Here is a 21,714-nt window from a genome sequence, read left to right on the forward strand (position 1 = left end):
TTGGTTCCCCTACGGCGTGGCGGTGTCGGGCCGCAGGGCCGGGGTCAGGGCCGACTTCATGCTGGCGATCTGGCGCATGGCATCGTGCAGGGCGGACCAGTCATCCGCCGTAGCGATGGGCTGCCAGAGGTTTTCCACCGTTTCCACCGGCATCATATGTGGCCCTGCACCCTGAAAATACGGATGCGACAGGGCAATGCCGGGCGCTGGTTCATGTTGCATGATCCAGTCCTGCAAAGTTCTGAAGCTGTCCTGCGCATAGAAGTTGGCACGCGGTCCTGACAGAGCACGTTTCTGGCTCTTGATCCCACCATACCAGTCAAAAAACGGAAATTCAAACCCAATCTGGCTTTCCTCCATGAAAGAAAACAGATCAGTGCGCAGGCTGCGTGAAGATTTTCTTGAAATCTCTTTCAGGCCAAGGCGCAAGATCACTGAAATATCAAGAAAACGTTCATAACGATCCCAAAAATCATCAAATATACTTTGGATATTCTCAAGGGAGGAAAGGGAGATCAGGCACTCCCCCAACCGGGCCACATTCCACATCATCGCCTCGGGCTGGCGGCCATAGGCGTACAGGCCGGAATGGTCGAAATACGCAGCGGTGAAGGTGGGATTGAATGTAGGCACGAAGCGCCACGGTCCGTAATCGAAACTTTCGCCGGTCAAGTTGATGTTATCGGTGTTGAGTACCCCGTGCACGAATCCCGCCGCCATCCATTGTGCCGTCATTTCAGCAATACGGGTGGTGGCGGCATCATACAGGGCTGCGGCGGGATCGGCCTCATGGGCCAGATGGGGGTAATAGGTCTCGATCACGTAAGTCACCAGATCCTTCAGGCTGGCCGTGTCCTGAAGGGCCACCAGGCGCTGGAACGTGCCGATGCGGATGTGCGAATGACTCAGCCGCGCCAGCACGCAAGAGCGCGTGGGTGAAGGCTCATCACCACGGTGCAGGTTTTCCCCCGTCTCGATTATGCTCAGTGTGCGTGAGGTACGCACCCCTAGCGCCTCCAACTGCTCGCTGGCCAGGATCTCGCGTACGCCGCCCTTTAGCGTCAGCCGCCCGTCCCCACCGCGTGACCACGGCGTAGTGCCGCTGCCCTTGGTGCCAATATCGAGCAGGCGGCCATCCACTGCGTCCATGAGCTGCGCGAACAGGAAGCCGCGCCCATCCCCCAGATCGGGATTGTAAGCCCGGAACTGGTGGCCATGGTAGCGCAGCGCCAGCGGCTGGGGCAGTGAGCCGGGCAGCGGGTCGAAATGACCGAAGTGACGGACCCATTCTTCATTATCAAGCGTGTCGAGGCCGATGCGCGGTGAAACGTCATCATTACGGTAGCGCAGAATGTGGGTGGGGAAACGGGCAGCCTGCACCACGTCATAGAATTCAGTGCCTAGCTTGCTGTGATGGGTAGCGGGATGGTAGTGGTTTGAAAAGGGCATTTTGATATACCTTACGTGTGATAATAATTAGTTGCTATCCGTACAGGCCAGCGGCAGGTCGAGCGAGAAGGCCGTGCGGGTGTGCAGACAGGCGGCAACCTCGTGCAGGGAAACGTCGCGAATGTCGGCCGGTGCCCAGCGGGGTGCGTTGTCCTTGTCAATCAGCAGGGCGCGTACGCCTTCGGCAAAATCGGGGCGGGCGAGCATGTGGCACACAAGCTGGAATTCCTGTTCCAGCACATGGTCCAGATCCGGCTGCCTGCGTGCCGCGTGCCAGGCGGCAAAGGTGATGCACAGCGAGAACGGGCAGGCACGCTGCATGGCGGCAAGGTCCGCCTGTGCCCAGTCCGCGCCATGGGCGCTGAGCCGACCCATCAGTTCGGGCACATCGGGTGCGCTGTAAACGGGGGCAATCTCTGCCGTATCCGGCCCTGTATCAAGGGCGGGGCATGGCGGCAGGCTGTCCATCACCACGCCTGCGGGCAGGCGGGTCAGGGCGTCCCTTATGCTACCCAACTGGTCCGATCGCGCCTGCCGGTCGGCAAAGCCTGCGGCAAGGGCGGCGGTGGCGTTCATGCGGCCTGCGGTCAGGGCCAGGCGCAGCCCGCTCAGGCCCGGCGCGCGGGAAAGCAGGTACGAGCCACCGGCATCCGGTGTCAGGGCAATGGCGGTCTCTGGCATGGCAAGGACGGAGCGTTCGGTCACCACCCGGTGGCGTACATGCCCTCCCAGCCCGATGCCGCCGCCCATGGCAATCCCGTCCATGAAGGAGACGACCGGCTTGGGATAACCCGCCAGCAGGGAGGCCATCCGGTAACTTGTGCGGAAGGGGGCGGCGGCAGAAGCCACGCCTTCGGTTTCCAGCCGGGTGCGGATGGCGCGGATATCGCCGCCCGCGCTGAAGGCTTTGGGGCTGGCGCTGTCCAGCAGTACGGTCTCAATGGCGGGATCATCGCGCCAGGCCAGCAGGCTGGTGCCAATGGTGCGGAACATGTCCATGCTCAGGGCATTGAGCGCACGGGGGCGGTTGAGCGTGATGCGGCCCAGCCGCCCGGTATGGGTGATCTCGATCAGTTCAGGGTCCATGGTGCGACTCCTTGCGCGTTTGCGGTGTTCATTCACGGTAGAATGCGCTACCCCGGCTTCTGTCCCGCGTCACGGCTGCGTGCGGACCACAGGCATGCAATAGCGACCGAGGCAAGCAGACTATGGGGATCGACGCCCTTACCTTTCGTAACGCCATGGCGCGGCTGGGCGCTGCGGTAAATGTCGTGACAACTGGCACGCTGGAAGATCCGGCGGGCTTTACCGCTTCTGCCGTGTGTTCAGTCACTGATACGCCGCCGACCGTTCTGGCCTGCCTCAATCGCTCTTCGCGTGTGCGGGATCGTTTTCGGGTGGATGGGGCCATGTGCATCAACGTGCTGGCAGGCGATCAGCAGGATATCTCGGGCGTGTTCGCAAGCCCTGTGGAGCAGGCAGAGCGCTTTCGCTCTGGCCATTGGTCCACGCTGACCAGTGGTGCCCCGGTGCTGGAGGAATCCGTGCTGTCACTGGACTGCCGGATCGAACGTATTGTGGAGGTGGGCACCCACAGCGTGATGTTTGGCGTGGTGGAAAGCCTGCGTAGCAGCACGCCGCGCGGCGGACTGGTCTATTTCAATCGCACCTACCACACCCTGCCCCACGAATAACGCAGGTCAATCATAAAGAAGTTTTTGGTGAAGCTTTTTTCAAAAAGCTTTGAAGAATGCCGCCTTTTTGAAAAAAGGGGGCACCCAAAAAATTCTATTCCTTATCAGGGATTTATGTCCTGCTTCCTTCTTAAGGGAAAATCCAGCCTTCCTGCGTAGGCTCAACCGGAACACCAGATTGGGGGACGTGGAGCATGCAGGATACACAGGGCACGCAGGCGGGCAGGGTTCCTGTCTTGACGCTGCGCGGGCTGATCTGGATACATGCAGGGCTTGCCCTGTTCGTGGCGCTGATGGCCATGTGGGTGGATCACCTGCCAGATTGATCCCTGCACCCCCGCGCAGGGGCCTGCTGGCAACCGGATACAGGAGGGCGTGCAGTGACCCGTGCGATACAGATGGATACGGCTGGCTCCCGGGCCAAAGCGGGCACGCAGGCCCTGCTCGACCAGGCCGCCCTTTTGTGCCACGAGCGCGGTGTGCGGTTGACCGAAATGCGTCGCCTTGTGCTGGATCTGGTGCTGGTGGCTGATCGCCCGCTGGGGGCCTATGACCTGCTGGAGCAGCTGCGGGTAAGCCGGGGCAAGCCGGTGGCTCCGCCCACGGTCTACCGGGCACTGGATTTCCTGATGGAGCAGGGGCTAATCCACAAGATCGAACGCCTGTCTGCCTTTGTGGGCTGCCGACACATGCTGGAATCGGGGTATGTCTGCCACGGGCACGACCATGTCCATGCCGCCCAGTTTCTGATCTGCAGCCAGTGTGGGCGGGTAACGGAGCTGGATGACCCGCATATCCTCAAAGCCCTGGTCGAGGTCACGCGTGCGCGCGGCTTTACGGTCAGGCAGAGCACGATCGAGGCGGAAGGCGTGTGCGCCGCCTGCGCCTGACCGGTTCTTTCCGGCCGGTCGGATCATAACCGTTTTCGGGCATGGATTGAGGCACGGACATGGCGCAACGCCGAAAAGGTGGGATGGGGGAGCTGCCTTTTGCGCCCCTGCCGCGCGCCCGCAGGGCACGGCGGCGCCCATCGCGGCCGGACGCCACGCCCCCACCCGTGTCGTCCGCCCTGCCCCAGCCCGACCTGTTTGCCACCCCTGCGGCAACCGGGCGCAGGCTCACCTATCTCGATAATGCAGCTTTGGGGCTGGCACGGGTCAACATGCGGGGGTGGCGGCCGGATGTTGGCCCGGACAGCTACCTGTACCATGTAACCCAACATGACGAGATGGAGACGATCGAGGCCCGTGGCACGGTCGTGTTTTCCCCCCGTGCGCCATTGGTGCTGACGGAACGCCCCGGGGTTGCGCCATGGCTTGCAAACATGATGGAAGTCATGGAACCGGATGGCGTTTCAGGGCATAGTGGCGAAATCCTGGTTGTTTTTCGGGTAAAACGATTTTTAATCGATGAACTGCTGGAATCAGATCCAGACCGGACGCGAAGATATGGTGTATCGTTTTTTCTGCTGACGGGCCTGACCCGCTCCGAATGATACGATCATCGGCAACAAGAAAAATATTTAAAGGACCGGCCATAATGGACAATCAGACAGCCGCCACCGCCAGTTTCGATACGGCCCGGCTGCGCACATTGATAATCGGCTGCCTGGCAGCGCTTGCGGGCCTCATGTCCGGGCTGGATATCGGGGTCATCTCCGGTGCGCTGGATCTGCTGGCCAAGAACTTCCATGCCACGACGTTCCAGCAGGAATGGATTGTCAGCGCCATGATGGCGGGGGCCGCCGTAGGGTCGCTGTGCGGGGGGTGGATGTCGCACCAGATCGGGCGCAAGCACGCGCTGCTAGTGGGAGCTGCCGTGTTCGTTGCGGGTTCGTTGGCCTGCGCGCTGGCATGGTCCGTCCCGTCCATGATTGCAGGCCGACTGATCATGGGGCTGGCCATTGGCGTTGCGGCCTTTACTGCGCCGCTCTACCTGTCCGAGATTGCCAGCGAGCAGACGCGCGGGGCCATGATCTCGACCTACCAGCTCATGATCACGGCAGGCATCTTCATCGCCTTCCTCAGCAACACCATGTTCAGCTATTCCGGCAACTGGCGCGGCATGTTTGCAGTTGCCGCCGTGCCGGGCGTGCTGTTCCTGGTCGGCGTGTTGTTCCTGCCCTATAGCCCGCGCTGGCTCATGATGCGTGGCCGCCGTAAGGAAGCGCTTGCTGTGCTGGAGGACCTGCGCAACGACCATGGCGTGGCCATGCAGGAAATCCAGAACATCAGCCGCCAGCTCCAGCAGAAGCAGCGCGGCTGGAGTCTTTTGCGCAACAACGCCAATTTTCGCCGCTCCATCTTCCTGGGCATGATACTTCAGGTCATGCAGCAACTCGCTGGCGTGAATGTGGTGATGTACTACGCGCCCAAGATCTTCGCGCTGGCGGGCTATGTCGGCCCGGCGCAGTTGTGGTGCACGGCCATGGTGGGGCTGGTGAACATGCTGGCCACCTTCATCGCCATTGGGCTGGTGGACCGCTGGGGCCGCAAGCCGATCCTGTATACCGGCTTCCTGATCATGGCAGTGGGCATGGGCTGCCTTGGGCTCATGCTCAACCGGCCCCATCTGGGGCAGACTGAGCAGATTATCGCGGTGTTCATGCTGTTGATCTACATCTCCGGCTTTGCCATGTCGGCCGGTCCCCTGATCTGGGTGCTGTGTTCGGAGGTGCAGCCGTTGCAGGGCCGCGACCTTGGCATTTCCATTTCCACGCTCACAAACTGGATCGCCAATATGATCGTGGGCGCGAGCTTCCTGTCACTGCTGCAATGGCTGGGTAACGGCCCGACCTTCTGGCTTTTTGCCGGGTTCAACCTGTTCTTCGTGCTGGTGACATGGCGCTTCATTCCCGAAACACGGGACATGCCGCTTGAAAAGATCGAGCAGCGCCTGATGGCTGGCCTGCCGCTGCGCGAGATCGGTCGCGGCAGGCCGCTGCCCGATAACCAGTAAAGAAGTTTCTGGTGAAGCTTTTTTCAAAAAGCTTTAAAGAACGCCGCCTTTTTGGGAAAAGGCGGCACCCAAAAACTTTTATTCTGTTTTGTTAAGTAGTTAGTGCGGCTGCCAGCCATCAAGCTGTAGCGCCACGCCGGCCAGATACAGGCTGCCGCATATGATGACCCGCGCCGGAGCAGGATTGGGGCCTGCGCTCGCCGCCAGATGAGCCAGTGCCGCATGCAGCGTGGGGCCAGCAGTGGCCTTGCCACCTGATGCGGCCACAATATCTGCCACTGGCTGGGCCAGATGCTGGCCTTCTTCGGCCACGGCCTGAATGCTGGCCGCACCCGGCAGCAGTGGGGCCAGGAAGCCGGTGACATCTTTTGTCTGCTTCATGCCAATGACAAGATGCGTGGGCCGGTCCGGCCATGCCGCCATGACGTGGGCCAGCACTTCGCCCGCACCGGGGTTATGGCCGCCATCCAGCCACAACTCCCAGCTATCGGGCAGGAGCGCTGCCAGTTTGCCCATCAGGCGCTGCATGCGCGCGGGCCAGCTTGCCTGTGCAATGCCGGCCCATGCCTTATCGGGCAGGGCCAGACCGCTGGCGCGCAGGGTGGCAATGGCCAGCCCTGCATTGTCAATCTGGTGGGCACCCGGCAGGCCGGGCAGCGGCAGGTCAAGCGTGCCATGAGCGTCGCGATACTGCAGGCCAGTTCCCTCCGCATGTGGGGTAATCGACCAGTCATGGTCCCGCCGGTACAGGGGACTGGCCTTTTCATCTGCCGTGCGGACCAGCACGTCCATCACCTCGGCAGGCTGGCGGCCGGTGGCTACGGGCACGCCGGGCTTGATGATCCCGGCCTTCTCGGTGGCAATGGCCGTAAGCGTGTTGCCCAGAAAGGCCTCATGGTCCATCGAAATGGCGGTAATGGCACAGGCCGCCGGGTGCTGAAGCACGTTGGTGGCATCGTACCGCCCCCCCAGCCCTACTTCCACAATGGCCAGTTCCGCCGGGTGGCGCGCGCATAGCATGAAACCCGCCGCCGTCAGCACCTCGAACACGGTAATCGGGGCATCGGCGTTGATCTGCTCGATTTCCTCCAGCACCGCTGCCAGTTCCTGCTCGGGCACGATCTGGCCTGCAATGCGAAAGCGCTCGGTCACATGCACAAGGTGGGGGGATGTAAGTACATGCACCCGCCACCCTGCCGCTTCGGCAATAGCGCGCATGAAGGCGCAGGTACTGCCCTTGCCGTTTGTGCCCGCCACATGCACCACGGGGGGCATGTGGCGTTCAGGGTGGCCAAGGCGGGCCAGAAGGTTTTCCAGCCGCGTGAGAGACAGGTCGATCAGCGCCGGGTACAGCCGGTTCAGCCGTTCAAGGATCTGCCCGGTCCGGCCAACGAATTCCGGCCCGAGGGTGCGTGCGTTCATGCAGGAAAGCCCAGGTTTGGGATCAGGCGGCAGCGTGCTGCGTGATGTGGCGGTAGTTGAGCTGGCCGATCAGGCGGCCCAGCGTCTCGTGCAGGTCACCACGCTTGACCACCATGTCCAGCATGCCGTGATCAAGCAGGTATTCCGCGCGCTGGAAGCCTTCGGGCAGCTTTTCGCGCACCGTATCCTCAATCACGCGCTGGCCCGCAAAGCCGATCAGTGCATTGGGTTCGGCAATCTGTATGTCGCCTAGCATGGCGAACGATGCGGAAACGCCGCCCGTGGTCGGGTTGGTCATCACCACGATATAGGGCAGCCCGGCATCGCGCAGCATGTCTACCGCCACGGTGGTGCGCGGCATCTGCATCAGGCTGATCATGCCTTCCTGCATGCGCGCCCCACCTGATGCGGTGAACACCACCAGCGGAGCCTGCTGCAGGATGGCCAGGCGGACGGCGGCGATGAATGCCTCACCCAATGCCGCGCCCATCGTGCCCGCAATGAACTCGAACGCCATGACGGCGACAACCGCGCTGTGGCCACCGATCTGGCCATGGGCCACGACCATGGATTCGTCCAGCTGCGACTTGGCGCGCTCGTCCTTCAGTCGGTCGGTGTAGCGTTTGCGGTCACGAAAGGAGAGAGGATCAACCGCAACCTTGGGCAGTTCGATGCGGGTGTATTCCCCGTTATCGAAGGTCCATTCCAGCCGCTCTGCCACGCTGGCACGCATGTGATGACCGCAATGCGGGCACACGTTCAGCGCCTTGTGCAGGTCCTTGGTCAGGATCATCTGCTCGCATGATTCGCAGTTGGTCCACAGGTTGTCCGGCACTTCCCGCTTGAGCAGGCCGCGGATCTTGGGACGGACATATTCGGTCAGCCAGCTCATTTTGCCTCTCCCTTAAGCTTTCTGGAGGCCTGTTCCATACAGGCAGATGAACGATTGGGCCAGATTGTCATTGCAGGGCGTCTCCCGGAAAGTTGCCGGTGAAACGTCCTGCAGGTCATAAGAAAGTTCTTGGTGAAGCTTTTTTCAAAAAACTTCAAAAAGACACCGCCTTTTTGAAAAAGGCGGCACCCAAAAACTTTTACTATTCTGAGGCGGTCTTGCTGACAGCATGCACAGCATCGGCCAGGCCGCGCAACTGGTTCAGCACGGCGGGTATGGTGCGGGCGGTCGCCTTCCCCTCTGCGTCCAGCGTGCCCTCAAGCGTGTTGAGCAGGGCGGAGGCCACAACGGCGGCATCAGCCACGCGCACGGCATTGGCGGCAAGTTCCGGCGTGCGGATGCCAAAACCGATGGCAATCGGCAGGTCCGTCGCCTTGCGTAGGCGCGGCAGAGCGTGGGCCAGTTCATCGGTGCTGGCGGTGCGGGTGCCGGTTACGCCGGTAATGCTGACGTAATACACAAACCCCGATGCGCCGTTGAATACGACCGGCAGCCGCGCATCCGGCGTGGTGGGGGCGACAAGGCGGATGATGTCTAGCCCGACTGCCGCTGCTGGTCCTGCCAGCAGGTCGGCTTCTTCCGGCGGTAGGTCGACCACGATCAGCCCGTCCACGCCCGCTTTGTGTGCATCCACGCAGAAGCGTTCCGGCCCGTAGGCTTCGATCGGGTTGGTGTAGCCCATCAGGATGATCGGCGTCTCGTCATTGCCTTCGCGGAAGGCGCGCACCATTTCCAGCACGCGCTTCATGTTCGAGCCGCCCTTCAGCCCGCGCAGGGCGGCCTTCTGGATGGTCGGGCCATCGGCGGACGGGTCGGAGAAGGGCACGCCCACCTCGATCAGGTCGGCACCCGCGCCCGGCATGCCGCGCAGGATGGCAAGCGCGGTATCGTAATCGGGGTCGCAGGCCTCGACATAGGGGATCAGGGCGCCACGGCCCTGCTGGCGCAGGCTGGCAAAGCGGCGGGCGATGCGGCTCACAGTTTTACTCCCAGGCGTTCGGCTACGGTGAAGATGTCCTTGTCCCCCCGGCCGGAAATGTTGACCACGAGGATTTTGTCCTTCGCCATGTCCGGCGCGATCTTCGCGGCATAGGCGATGGCATGCGCACTTTCCAGCGCGGGAATGATGCCTTCGGTGCGGGTACACAGCTGAAAGGCGTCCAGAGCATCCTGATCGGTTGCCCCCACATATTCCGCACGACCGATATCGTTGAGCCATGAATGTTCGGGCCCAACGCCGGGGTAGTCGAGGCCGGCGCTGATGGAGTGCGCCTCGGTCACCTGTCCGTCTTCATCCTGCATCAGGTAGGTGCGGTTGCCGTGCAGCACGCCGGGGCGCCCGCGTTCGATGGAGGCGGCGGTAAGACCACTGTCAAGCCCGCAGCCTGCGGCTTCCACGCCGATCAGCTTCACCTCGGGGTCATCAAGGAACGGGTGAAAGATGCCCATGGCATTCGACCCGCCACCAATGGCCGCCACGATCGCATCGGGCAGGCGGCCTTCGGCTTCCATGATCTGTTCTTTCGTTTCCACGCCGATGATGGACTGGAAGTCGCGTACCATCTCGGGATAGGGGTGCGGACCGGCTACCGTGCCGACAAGGAAGTAGGTGTCATGCACATTGGTTACCCAGTCGCGCATGGCCTCGTTCATTGCATCCTTCAGCGTGCCGGCACCTGCGGTAACCGGCACCACTTCGGCACCAAGCAGCTTCATGCGGAATACGTTGGGCTTCTGTCGCTCCACATCGGTCGCCCCCATGTAGATCGCGCATTTCATGCCAAACAGCGCGCACACGGTGGCGGTGGCCACACCATGCTGGCCTGCGCCCGTCTCGGCCACGATGCGGGTGCGGCCCATGCGGCGGGCCAGCAGGATCTGCCCCATGACGTTGTTGAGCTTGTGGGAGCCGGTATGGTTCAGCTCCTCGCGCTTCATGTAGATTTTGGCGCCGCCAAGTTCTTCGGTCATGCGGCGTGCGAACCACAGCGGGCTGGGACGGCCTACGTAATCTTTCAGGTAGTAATCAAGCTCGCGACGGAATTCGGGGTCCGCCTGGGTGGCCCGGTAGGCGGTTTCCAGTTCGGCCAGCAGCGGCATCAGGGTCTCGGCCACGAAACGGCCGCCAAAAATGCCAAAACGGCCGCGATGGTCAGGGCCGCTGCGCAGGCTGTTGGTGCCTGCCGGTGTCTGTGTTGCGCTCAACTTCGCTACTCCGCAGGAAATAGGGGCGTGGCTTTGTGCTACAGTTTCATGCAGCCGTCCCGGGCCGCCTGCCGGTTTTGAACCCAATAGCGGCAAAATACCAGCCCCCCGGCCATGCGCGGCGCGTGTCATGATTTGACATGTTTTCTGCCGCGTGATGGATGGACATCTTACAGGAACAGACGAAAGACAGCCCATGTTTCTAGCGCATCGCCCGGGCGCTCCGGCTCGGACCGTGAGCACAGCAGCCGATGGCGCAGGTGCTGCCTGGCTTGACCTGCTCAACCCCACGCCAGAGGAGGAAGCTCTTGCCGCCGAGGTGACCGGCCTGCGCATTCCCACCCGTTCCCAGCTCGATGAGATCGAGAGTTCATCGCGCCTGTTCATGGAAGGCGATGCCGTTTATCTCTCTACGCCTCTGGTGCGCAAGACACCGGATGATTTCTTTGTCTCCCCCGTTGGGTTTGTGCTCATGCACGAGCGGCTGCTGACCATCCGCTATACCGGATTCAGCGCGTTTGACGTGGTGGCCCGGCAGGTGGCTGGCCAGACTACGCCATTAAGCGCCAACGAAGCCGGAATCCTGCTGCTGGAGGCTGTGGTGGACCGGCTGGCCGATATTCTGGAGCATCTGGGTCAGTCGCTTGATGGCATGTCGCGTGATGTGTTCCAGTCCGAGCAGCCGGGCCAGGCGCAGGCAGCGACTTTGTTGCGCAATATGCTGCGCCGGGTGGGGCGATCGGGCGATCTGGGGTCTTCCGTACGGGACAGCCTGCTGGGACTGGAGCGGATCTCGATCTTTCTGGGCGAGAACAAGCGCCATGACCTGTCCGATCGGTTGCAGGCACGGCTGGGTACTGTGGAGCGTGATATCCGGTCCCTGAACGATTTTGTCTCACAGACGGCAAATAAGGTGCAGTTCCTGCTGGATGCCACGCTGGGCTTTATCAGTATCGAGCAGAATAACGGCATGAAGATCCTGACCGTGGTCAGCTTCATTGGCGTGGCTCCCACGCTGGTAGCGGGAATCTATGGCATGAACTTCCATGATATACCGGAACTGAACTGGAAATACGGCTACTGGTATTCCCTTGCTCTTATGGCAGCAACAGTGGTCCTGCCACTGCTCTGGTTCTGGCGTCGGGGGTGGCTGGGCAAGAACCAGTAGACGTTGCTTAATTGCAATACGATGCGGATAAAGAATTATTCCGGTGGATTTCGTTTTCTCAGGAGGATGAAATAACATAAAATAAAGTTCATATTTTGTCAGGAATATGCATCAATTGGGATGCAATCCGGGTCTGCCATACAGGGGAGCGGTTGCCATGAAACCAGGTTGCAAGATTGGGTATATCCTGGCCGTCACCACGGGATTGACGGCACTCTCTTCTGCCGCAAAAGCACAGGTGCAGGTCTTCTCCGGGCTGAAGCCCGATAGCGGGGTTACGCGCTGGCTCAAGGACATTACCCTGACCGGCCAGATCGAAGGCGGCATCATGGCTAACCCCGCCCGCCCCCAGCCCGGCTACAACTTTGGCGACTTCTTTGCCGACCATGCCAATCAGGTACAATTGAACCAATTGGAATTCACCCTGAGCAAGGCGATCGACTCCAGCGTTAACAAATACCAGGTCGGCTTTACGCTTGAAGCGATGTACGGCTCCGATGCCCGTTACTACCATCTGGTGGGTATCAGTGACCGGGAATGGAGCAACCGCTACCAACTCATCCCCGCACAGGCGCATATGGATGTGCACCTGCCGTGGGTAACAAAGGGGGGGCTGGACATGCAGGCGGGCATCCTGCAGGCCCCGATGGGGGTTGAAGGGCTCGATCCCGCCTCCCGCGCGTTCTACACACTGGCCTATACATCCGAATATTCCGTGCCGTTCCAGCATGTGGGGGCGATGTTCAACTGGCACGTAACCCCTATGGTGGATGTGACCTTCGGCATTGATACCGGTAACCAGACAACCTTTGGCCGGTCGGACAACAACAATGCGCCTGCTGGCTATTTCGGCTTCAACCTGAACAACTTGGCCCATGGCAAGCTGAAGATCGTGGAACTGAGCCGCGTGGGGCCGGAGGATTCATGGCGTCTGGTCGGTCACTACGAAGCCAACCACGCCAACCGCTTCTGGAACGACATCAACGCCACCTATCAGGTCAATGACCGCCTGACGCTGACGGCCGAGTTCAATTACCTGCATGATGAGGGCGTGCGCGGCATCGGTGCCCGCGGGCAGTTTGCGGGGGCGGATGCGGAAAGCTTTGTCAGTTTCCTGAGCTACAAGGTCAATGACAGCCTGACCTTCAACTACCGTGGTGAAATCTACCGCGATAACAACAATTCCATGGTTGCCACCTTCATCGGCAACAACTCTTATATGGAAGCCATTGCCGGTACAGGTGGGATGGTCATGGCCGGGCCATCTTCTTCAAGCCACGGCACGACCTATGGCGAAATGACGCTGAACATGAGCTATCGCCCGAACCTCGGGCACCATGTGCGCGTGTTCCAGATCCGCCCGGAAATCCGCTTTGACCGTTCGCTCAATGGCAGCACACCGTTCAATGGCGGGCGGAACAATGGCATGTTCACCTTTGGTGGGGATGCGGTGATCGGGTTTTGACAGTCTGAGTACATTTTTGACGTGCTCTCCGAAAAACACATCCATTGCGAGTTAGAATTCTTCACTTACTGATCCCGTAGCCGGGATGAGAAGAGTTTCATGAAGGTATCGAAGTTTACTGAAGCGCAGATCGCGTTTGTATAGAAGCAGGCCGACGGGGAGGTACGCCTGTTGCCGAGGTCTGCCGGAAGGCGGGCGTTTCGGATGCGACGTTCCGTTCTGGATATCCGTTTGGTCATCCACTGAACCGGGTTCTGCGTGCATCAGCTTCACGCTGGAGGTCAGGATTGAATCGGTCAGGCGCGTGAACGGCAACCCTGTGGTCTGCGTCGGGTCCAGATAGCCTTTCAGCACGGGCGCAAGTGTCTGAACACGCACTGGTTCATGAGCCTTGACGACGCCCGGACACAAATGGAATCATGGCGTTAGGATGATAATGAGGTCCGGACCGCATACCGTACCATCGGTAATTAAGCCGCCAATATCGCTCCTGTCGGTTGAGCCTTGGCCCCCCAAAATTCCAGTCGCGCTGGCCAAGATTCGGGAAGCATGTCAATAACCCACAGATCCTAACTTAAAACTGAGAGCACGTTCGGGGCAAGATCAATTTTACCGAACAGGCAGGGAAATAGGTTTGTCTGCCGCATTGTAAACAGGCGTATGGATGGGGTATTGACCTGCTCCATTGGGTGAATGACTGCTCAGGAGTAGGTTATCTGAAGCTAGAATATGGCATGCACCCAGATACCGGATATGGGGTGGCATATGCCAGACGTATGGATTGATACACGTGGCACAGCACTGTCTGGGGGGACTGGGGTTGCAACCTATGCCGCAGGGCTTGCCAGCACGCTTGAACAGATGGGCATTACGCCGGATTTCCTGCGGTTGACCCTTGGAGGGGAAGTTGCAACGCCAGCACGCCCTAATGCTCTTACAGCCATTTCTTGTATTCTGAGGGCCTTGGGGCCATGGGTCAAGATAAGGCGGGATCGGGATGGACATCCTTATCTTCCCTATATGTTCCGTATGGGCAACACGCATTTGCGGTGTTTTGGCAAGCCTTTGTGCTTGAAGACTCCGGCACCGCCAACCATCATGCACTGGACTTATCCGCTTCCGATAAAAATCATGAATTCTGTCAATATAACTACAATACATGATATAATACCGATAATTAATTCTGATCTTACTGGCATAAATCCACTCAGGATGAAGAAGGTATTACGTTCTGTTGCAGAAAATTCAGATCATATTATAACGGTCACAGAAACAGTTAAACAGCAAATTATTGAAAATCTTGGTATAAATGGAAAATTAATTACGAATTTGTACCAGTGTGCAGGTATAACTAACGAGGAAGCGCGGTTGCTGCCAAAAGCTGAACCTGTCGCACCAGCGGATGCATTTGTTTGTGTAGGGCGCGTGGAAGCGCGAAAAAATATCCGCCGCCTTGTTATCGCCCACGGCATAAGCAGGACTACCCGTCCTCTTGTTATCATCGGGCCAGATGGAGATGACCGTCCCGATCTGTCTCCGGTGCATGGTCAGCAGCAAGTTATCCGTGTTCCTTGGTGTGCCCGCCATTCCCTGCTTCGGGCGATAGCGGAAGCGCGGGCATTGCTTTTTCCTTCCTTGGCAGAAGGGTTTGGTCTTCCTATTATTGAAGCTATGTCCCTTAATGTTCCCGTCATGACATCTAGCGGCGGAGCCACCGAAGAAGTATCAGGTGGGGCTGCATTACTGGTCAATCCACTGGATCTTGAACAGATGGGCGAAGCCATTCGTGCATTGGACGAAATGGATATGGATACGCGGCGTGCTCTATGTCAATCAGGAAGGGAAAGAGCCAAGTTTTTTTCTGTTAATTCGCAAGCATCGCGTATGAAAAAATTTTATAACAATATAAATATAAAGTATAGTTTGCATTAAACACCTTATTTATAAAATATTTTATTTTATAAGGGGGGATGAAATATTGATTTTTCTTCCTGTTGGATCGCGTTGTGGCCGTTCATCGGGTTGGCAGCGCACGATATACGTTTTCTGCTGTCTGATCAAAGTCCAAGAGCAGAAATCTGGTAGTGGTAGCGGCTATGGCAGGGCATTCTTCGCCGTGCTTTCGCTCTGTGTATTGATCTGCCCTACCTGTCGACCTATGTCATTCGGTGTTACGGTTATATCCATTTTTTACGGCAAAATGCTGCTTCGTGCCGATTGAGGGTGGGGCAATATGTGTATGGTCAGTCAGAATCTGAACTGATAAAAGGATCGCTTGTCAGTTTATTTCTCGCTATGGATGTGTGTTTCACTCAGCCAAATTGTCTGCCCGCTCATAACCTCTAGCCAGGGTGTTACATTGACCATCACGTGTTTCCTGAAAGATCTGAGTATCACTCAGCATCGTGCTCGTAGTCGGAGTCGCTTGGTTGCAATGGGTGGGGTGCTCCTGCTTTTGGCCGGATGTAACTCCCTGCCGGATAGTGGCCCTACGGAAGCACAGGTCAATCAGGCTCAGCGAAATCCGAAAAAAAATACCGTCGGCTACGGGATTGTCCAAATCAGTCCGGACCTTATTACGCTGCTGGATAGCGAAAGCCCGGCGCTTTTCAGCAGTCTGGATATCGATAATACGTCGATCGACCATGGTAAGAATGATACGGTTGGTCCGGGTGATGTTCTGCAGGTTTCAGTGTACGAGGTGGGTAGTTCGCTCTTTAGCGCCAGTAGTGTAACCATGGCCGCGTCCAGTTCTTCTGGAACGGGTACCTTGCCTGCTACCTCGTCTTCTTCTACGTTACCACCTGTGGTTGTTGATGGAGAGGGCAATATTCTTGTGCCCTTTTCCGGGGAAATCCATGTAGCCGGCATGACCACGAACCAAGTAGCCGATGCCATTCTAACTCGACTTAAGCAGAAATCTCAATCGCCACAAGTTGTGGTCAGGATTGTTGCCGATATTGCCAATTCGGTCATGGTATATGGGGAAGTACGGATGCCAAGCCGTATCCCCCTGACACCTAATCGTGAGCGTATTCTTGATGTGATTGCTCTGGCCGGTGGTGAAGATCATACCAGCCAGTCTGATGAAGATTATACAATTAGACTCATACGTAATGGGCGGATTGCCGAACTTCCGCTTAAGATGATTGAAAATGACCCGGCCCAGAATATTCTCATGCAACCGGGTGATCGAGTCCAGGTAATATTCCAGCCTCGTACCTTTTCTGTATTTGGTGCAACTGGTCATATTACCCAAACCCGCTTCACTTTGCCTACGCTGAGCATGGCAGAGGCGATGGCCCGTTTGGGAGGGCCCCTGGATTCACGGGCTGATCCTAATGCTGTGTATGTGTTTCGATATGAAAAAGCGGATATACTACGTCGCCTTGGGCTGCCAATCGATAATGATGCATCGGTTGCACCGGTAGTCTATCAACTGGATATGATGAATCCTAGCAACTATTTTTTGGCACAAAGATTTATGATGCATAATAGAGATTTAATTTATGTAGCTAATGCATCAAGTAATAAATTTTATAAATTCTTTAATTTGATTACTACAATTGTTTCTCCTGGTATGTCAGCCGGTGGAATGGCAAAGTAAATGTACAGTTATCATTTTTGATAAAATTATATTTTCTAGATTTAGAAAATTCTACTATTGTCGGTTCATCTTAATGTAGGGCCCTCTCAGGCCTGATCTGTGGCTCCTGAAATATCCTCGATTTGAAGTAAGATCTGTCCACCGGAGACAGCACGTTTTACATAGAGCCAGATATTTAGGATGCTGAAGGAGCATCAGGCGCACGAACTGTCGTGTGTCTATATGCCCTACTTAATGATCTGCCGTACCCACCGACCTATATCATCTGTAATCATGGGTATGCTTCGCATAAATGCCGTAAAGATCCTTGGAATTGCGGATTTCATCCTGCTAAGGAAGAATGATCCTGAAGTTATCTGCCCGTACTAGGTTTACAGGTATTGACATCTGAGGGAGAATTTACGGGTAAGGTTCAAGAATGCAGTGGGTTATCGCAACCTGATGCTAGAAAACAACTTCATCCTTTCTTTTCATCATCCTTGTCGCCGCTACAGCAGGTTACATCAAGGCCTAACAGGCCCTGGCGCCATTTATCTGCCTTTTATTCGTGATATTTTATAAGGGAATGGGGAATGGACAACAGACGTCTTTCGGGTATAATAAAAACAAATCTTTCCCATTAAATATTAAACGATAGAAAGACAATGAAAAAATACCACGAAATAGACAGAGTACATCAAATTATAATCTTGGAAGATGGAAATATACCTAAAAATCTTCCAAAATTTGTCTTGAACAATATAGATTATATTAAAGAAATATACCCGGATACTCCGCATAAGATCTGGTCTGGGCAGGAAATACGTCAATTTTTAATGGAATATTTCCCAGAGGACGTTCTCTGGGCCTACGATAAAATTCGTCCTTATGCGTACAAATGCGATTTAGCACGTTTATGCATATTGTATATACAAGGAGGAATGTATGTAGATATTGGTATAAGACTAATGAATAAATGGAATATACCGATTACAAAGGGGCTTGCTGCCTTTCGTGATGTTCCATTTATCACTCTCAATTGGGCTACCCTGCAAAATGGTCTGATCTGGTCTTTACCTAATCGGCCTGAAATGAAAAAAGCAATAGACTGGATCGTAGAAAACTGCCGTAACCGTTATTATGGAAGCCAACCTCTTTATCCGACTGGGCCAGTCCTATTTGGGCGGGCCTGTCTTGCGACCATGGTCGAACGAGGACAGAGTTGTTCAGCTGACGATCAGCAGATTGGTGAATGTCGTTGCATTACGCCTGACTCAAAAATGCTTAATGTCTCCTATGTATCTAAAGAAGGCGTAGTGGTTGCGCTTCGGGCAAAGAAAGACGGTGGTGATTTAAAGCACATTGGAATGACGGGTTCCAATAATTATAATGATATTTGGCGTGCCCGCCAGATGTATTCAGAGCCTGATCACGTGTGGGATTTTGATGATTACAATGTAATTATTGAAGATCGGGCAAAACGCACAAAAACAGGGATCGCTGTTTCATCTGGTGTACATGGGCGTGTGACTTACGGTCCATTTGCCACTCTTGAAGGTGGTCCCTATCGGTTGAAGATAGAGTTTAGTCCCGAAACAAAATTCTCCAGATTCTTTGTGGATATATGCGCGGGTAACGGAAATAATATAATTCATTGTTTTGACTTTCATGAAAAATCAATAAGAAATCATAGAATGTTAGAACTGGAATTTAGTCTCCCTGAATTCAGCGAGAATGTTGAGTTCCGAACTTCTGTTTTTGGTGACTTTTCTGGTGAAATCCGTCGTCTCGTGTTGACCGGAAGTGAACAGAAAAGCTGGGATTTTCGTTCGGGCAAGCTTCAGTTGATTGGTGTCTCTCGTGGTTCATCGGGTATTGTGATTCCCAAAGGTACAAAGGGCCGAGTTATATTTGGTCCGTATTGTGACCTTAAAGCCGGGAATTATATACTTAGGCTGAATTTTTCAAATGCTACTAAGTTTTCAAAATTGATGGTAAATATATCTGCAGGAGAAAATCATGAGACCATACATGTTTTTAATTATAAAAAGATCAAGGCATCTAGCCATTCGGAAATAGAGTTTCCCTTTTCTGTTAAACAAAATCAAACCGGCGTGGAATTCCGACTTCATGTGTATGGAGACTTCTCGGGAGAATTCGTAAAATACGATTTAATTTCACAACATACATAAAAATGTAACCCAGTTTGTCCATGTAAATAGAAGGGAAAAACCTATGTCTGATTTTCATTCCATTAAATATCTACATCAGGTTCTAATTGTAGATGGTCTTGGTATGCCTCAAAATATACCGACCGCTGTACAAAAAAACATAGATGCTGCTAAGAAAATCTATCCGGAAGCTGAGCATATTTTATGGAGTGGTGAAGCATTAAGGGATTTCATACGATCTAATTTTGATGGAGAAGTCTTGGCAGCTTTTGATCTTCTGGTTCCGTATGCTTATAAATGCGATCTTGCTCGTTTCTGTTTAATGTACATATATGGTGGTATTTATTTTGATCTTTCCAACAAGCTTTTGAATTATTGGCAAATTCCTAAGCATTGTGGAGTTGCTGCATTTACGGAAATGTATCCAGGTATGGAAAGCTGGACATGTGTCCAGACAAATCTGTTATGGTCTTTACCTCGTCGTCCAGAATGGAAATATGCTATCGATGGAATTGTACGGAACTGTAAAGAACGGTTTTATGGTACGCATGATCATTATCCAACTGCCGGCGCATTACTTGGGCGTTCGTTCGCTGCCGCTATGGCAGACAAAGGGCAAAGTTTGGAAGCAGACGACCAGTTTATGGGTGAAGTGCGATATGTGACGCCTGAACGTCAACCGCAGAATGTAACGTTTATCGCACCTGACAGGACTCTGGTTTGTATCCGTAATAAGGCTGTTGCCGGAGATATTTCTGAACTGGGTCTTTCCGGTGTTAATAGTTATGTACGGTTATGGGCAAGTAAACGCGTATATGGCGAAACCGAACATTGGAAATGGTATCCGAATGAAATCAAGATTCATAGGGAAGATTGTGCCGTATTGACCCCCACGGGTCTAGCTGCACAAGAAGGTGCTCATGGCAGGTTCATGTACGGACCATTTACAGATTTAGATTCTGGAAATTACGAAGTTATATTTAATTTCAGTCATGATACTAAATTTTCACATATCTTCATAGATGTGTCGGCAAATTATGGTTCTCAGATTCTAAAGAAATATGATGAACAACATGATTCTGTTGTAAATAAGGATCGCGTAAGGTTCTCATTCAGTATAGATAAACCTCATGAGTATGTTGAATTTAGAATGAACATATTTGGAGATTTTTCAGGAGAATTACGGGATATCACATTAAATAAAACCGATAAGATGGTTTTTGACTCTTCTTGTTCGCAAATAAAGCTTCTCAAGGTTAAGCGCGAGAACGAGGGAATTGTCATTCCTGCAGGTTCGGGTGGCCGTATTATGTACGGTCCTTATATTGAATTGGAAGCTGGCTCATATAATCTTCAGCTTGATTTTGATTCAGTATCATTTATCGATTATGTGAAAATAGAAATATGTGCCAAAGGCGGAAATAAAATACTTTCAAAATTTGAATCCAAAAACAATAAGATAAATTTTGATTTTAAACTCGCGTCTTCATATAATGATATTGAGTTTAGAGTGTCAGTTGGTCCAATGTTTAACGGCATCTTCCATCAGTTTGTCTTGCATAAATTGGGGATTAAAAACAAGGTTATATATATAAACAAAATAAAGAAAAACATTCCAAGCATTCCAAATATTTCAAAAAGAAAAGCAATTGGTTTTATAAAAAAAGAAATAAATAAAATAATAAAATAAATAGCCTTCTTGTGTTAATATAAGAAAGTTATTTATTTTCATAGATTGAGGATTTGAAAAAAACCTTGGTTTTGAGTAGTCCTTTGTGATTTCTTCCCTTGTGTCATGGTAAGGTGACGTGGAGGGATCGAAGAACCGTTGATTGGCGCGCGTGGTTCCTGATTTCAGGCTTTTGTCGTGCTGATTGACGGTTCTTGGGGTGACTTTTGATCTACGTCTTGAGCAGATCGGACGCTGTCGCCAATGGGATAGCTACGCGGCCGCGTTCAACCTCTCGAGGAAGAGGAAGCGGCGCATGTTGTAGACGATATTGGCCAAGCCAATCCTCATGGTGGCCCGGGTAATGCCCACGGTCCGGATGAACAATCCCGTCTGCGATTTCTGATCGGCAAAGACATGCTCGACGCGGGATCGGATGACGGACTTCCCTGCGTTAGAGCGCTGGATATGGCGGGGCATGGGCTTGAGATGCGGCTTTTTCCTGTGAACCTTCGAGACGAAACCCTCTTTGTCCATGAAGTCCTCATTGGCTTTCGAGCGATACGCGGTGTCGGCCCAAACGCTTGAGGCCGTATTGGTTTTATCGAGCAAGCCCTCGCGCAGCCTGGCACCATCACTGGCGGCGGCATCCGTCGCTTTCCATTTCCGGATCAGTCGAAACTTTCGATCGATGAAAATATGCGATTTGTAGCCAAAGAACGGAATGGCGAGGTCCGTGGACGGGAGCGTCCCGTCCTCCTGCCGCTTTGCCTTCGTGAACTTCAGTGTCCATCGCGCATGGCGATCCTTGTGGGACAACTTGGCAGGCTTGTCCTGCCAGTCCTGCGGAATGCGGCCTTCCCGAAGATCAACTTTCTCCGCGTTGGTATTGCGCTGCTTTGGCGCCGCCACCAGCGTGGCATCCAGGATCTGGCCGGACATCGGCAGATACCCGGCGTTTCGTAACCGGCCGCT

Annotated in this window: 17 protein-coding genes and 2 pseudogenes; 12 read left to right on the forward strand and 7 right to left on the reverse strand. The window is 54.7% G+C overall.

Annotation, left to right across the window (positions count from 1 at the left end):
- Positions 1 to 9: 9 nt before the first annotated feature.
- The gene (locus GLX_RS09565; RefSeq protein ID WP_014105764.1) at positions 10 to 1,449 is read right to left on the reverse strand and encodes a protein adenylyltransferase SelO; all 1,440 of its coding nucleotides are present in this window, start codon (positions 1,447 to 1,449) and stop codon (positions 10 to 12) included.
- Between the two features lie 27 nt (positions 1,450 to 1,476).
- A complete protein-coding gene (locus GLX_RS09570; RefSeq protein WP_014105765.1) occupies positions 1,477 to 2,535 on the reverse strand; it encodes an enoyl-CoA hydratase/isomerase family protein in 1,059 nt (352 codons plus the stop codon).
- 122 nt (positions 2,536 to 2,657) lie between these two features.
- Here GLX_RS09570 and GLX_RS09575 point away from each other — a divergent pair, with 122 nt between their 5' ends.
- The 5 genes from GLX_RS09575 (at position 2,658) to GLX_RS09590 (ending at position 6,101) form a co-directional block, all read left to right on the forward strand.
- A complete protein-coding gene (locus tag GLX_RS09575) occupies positions 2,658 to 3,143 on the forward strand; it encodes a flavin reductase (protein ID WP_014105766.1) in 486 nt (161 codons plus the stop codon).
- A gap of 194 nt (positions 3,144 to 3,337) precedes the next feature.
- Positions 3,338 to 3,469 carry a hypothetical protein gene (locus GLX_RS19225; RefSeq protein WP_267128677.1) on the forward strand — a complete coding sequence of 44 codons (132 nt, stop codon included), beginning with the start codon at positions 3,338 to 3,340 and terminating at the stop codon, positions 3,467 to 3,469.
- A gap of 54 nt (positions 3,470 to 3,523) precedes the next feature.
- Positions 3,524 to 4,033 carry a Fur family transcriptional regulator gene (locus GLX_RS09580; RefSeq protein ID WP_014105767.1) on the forward strand — a complete coding sequence of 170 codons (510 nt, stop codon included), beginning with the start codon at positions 3,524 to 3,526 and terminating at the stop codon, positions 4,031 to 4,033.
- A gap of 83 nt (positions 4,034 to 4,116) precedes the next feature.
- Complete coding sequence (locus GLX_RS09585; protein WP_041247326.1) at positions 4,117 to 4,638, forward strand: hypothetical protein; 522 nt, start codon at positions 4,117 to 4,119, stop codon at positions 4,636 to 4,638.
- Positions 4,639 to 4,682: 44 nt separating this feature from the next.
- The gene (locus GLX_RS09590) at positions 4,683 to 6,101 is read left to right on the forward strand and encodes a sugar porter family MFS transporter (protein ID WP_014105769.1); all 1,419 of its coding nucleotides are present in this window, start codon (positions 4,683 to 4,685) and stop codon (positions 6,099 to 6,101) included.
- 99 nt (positions 6,102 to 6,200) lie between these two features.
- Here GLX_RS09590 and GLX_RS09595 read toward each other — a convergent pair whose 3' ends face one another.
- The 4 genes from GLX_RS09595 to trpB all read right to left on the reverse strand — a co-directional run bounded on the left by GLX_RS09595 (position 6,201) and on the right by trpB (position 10,680).
- On the reverse strand, positions 6,201 to 7,523 hold the full coding sequence (locus GLX_RS09595; RefSeq protein ID WP_014105770.1) for a bifunctional folylpolyglutamate synthase/dihydrofolate synthase: 1,323 nt from the start codon (positions 7,521 to 7,523) through the stop codon (positions 6,201 to 6,203).
- A 22-nt stretch (positions 7,524 to 7,545) separates the two neighbouring features.
- Positions 7,546 to 8,415 (reverse strand): acetyl-CoA carboxylase, carboxyltransferase subunit beta, encoded by an 870-nt coding sequence (gene accD, locus GLX_RS09600; protein WP_014105771.1) that lies wholly within the window; start codon positions 8,413 to 8,415, stop codon positions 7,546 to 7,548.
- 202 nt (positions 8,416 to 8,617) lie between these two features.
- Entirely contained in the window at positions 8,618 to 9,454 is an 837-nt protein-coding gene (gene trpA / locus GLX_RS09605; RefSeq protein WP_014105772.1) for a tryptophan synthase subunit alpha, read from the reverse strand.
- Entirely contained in the window at positions 9,451 to 10,680 is a 1,230-nt protein-coding gene (gene trpB / locus GLX_RS09610) for a tryptophan synthase subunit beta (RefSeq protein WP_014105773.1), read from the reverse strand. The genes trpA and trpB overlap by 4 nt, the downstream gene beginning before the upstream one ends.
- Before the next feature lie 196 nt (positions 10,681 to 10,876).
- Here trpB and GLX_RS09615 point away from each other — a divergent pair, with 196 nt between their 5' ends.
- The 7 genes and pseudogenes from GLX_RS09615 (at position 10,877) to GLX_RS09650 (ending at position 20,760) form a co-directional block, all read left to right on the forward strand.
- A complete protein-coding gene (locus GLX_RS09615) occupies positions 10,877 to 11,848 on the forward strand; it encodes a magnesium transporter CorA family protein (protein ID WP_041247327.1) in 972 nt (323 codons plus the stop codon).
- 157 nt (positions 11,849 to 12,005) lie between these two features.
- A complete protein-coding gene (locus GLX_RS09620; protein WP_041247328.1) occupies positions 12,006 to 13,313 on the forward strand; it encodes an outer membrane beta-barrel protein in 1,308 nt (435 codons plus the stop codon).
- A 99-nt stretch (positions 13,314 to 13,412) separates the two neighbouring features.
- Positions 13,413 to 13,528: pseudogene (locus GLX_RS18130) on the forward strand (transposase); the annotation flags it as partial.
- A 550-nt stretch (positions 13,529 to 14,078) separates the two neighbouring features.
- Positions 14,079 to 15,245: a glycosyltransferase family 4 protein gene (locus tag GLX_RS17295; protein WP_148268578.1), complete on the forward strand. Its 1,167-nt coding sequence runs from the start codon at positions 14,079 to 14,081 to the stop codon at positions 15,243 to 15,245.
- A 502-nt stretch (positions 15,246 to 15,747) separates the two neighbouring features.
- On the forward strand, positions 15,748 to 16,920 hold the full coding sequence (locus tag GLX_RS17300; protein ID WP_193360685.1) for a polysaccharide biosynthesis/export family protein: 1,173 nt from the start codon (positions 15,748 to 15,750) through the stop codon (positions 16,918 to 16,920).
- A gap of 644 nt (positions 16,921 to 17,564) precedes the next feature.
- On the forward strand, positions 17,565 to 19,091 hold the full coding sequence (locus tag GLX_RS17305) for a glycosyltransferase family 32 protein (RefSeq protein WP_014105778.1): 1,527 nt from the start codon (positions 17,565 to 17,567) through the stop codon (positions 19,089 to 19,091).
- A gap of 43 nt (positions 19,092 to 19,134) precedes the next feature.
- A complete protein-coding gene (locus GLX_RS09650) occupies positions 19,135 to 20,760 on the forward strand; it encodes a glycosyltransferase family 32 protein (protein ID WP_014105779.1) in 1,626 nt (541 codons plus the stop codon).
- 252 nt (positions 20,761 to 21,012) lie between these two features.
- On the opposite strand, the pseudogene GLX_RS09655 reads toward GLX_RS09650, so the two are convergent.
- Positions 21,013 to 21,705: pseudogene (locus GLX_RS09655) on the reverse strand (transposase); the annotation flags it as partial.
- Positions 21,706 to 21,714 lie beyond the last annotated feature (9 nt).

Origin of the sequence: Komagataeibacter medellinensis NBRC 3288 (assembly GCF_000182745.2) — a bacterium.
Lineage (GTDB): Bacteria > Pseudomonadota > Alphaproteobacteria > Acetobacterales > Acetobacteraceae > Komagataeibacter > Komagataeibacter medellinensis.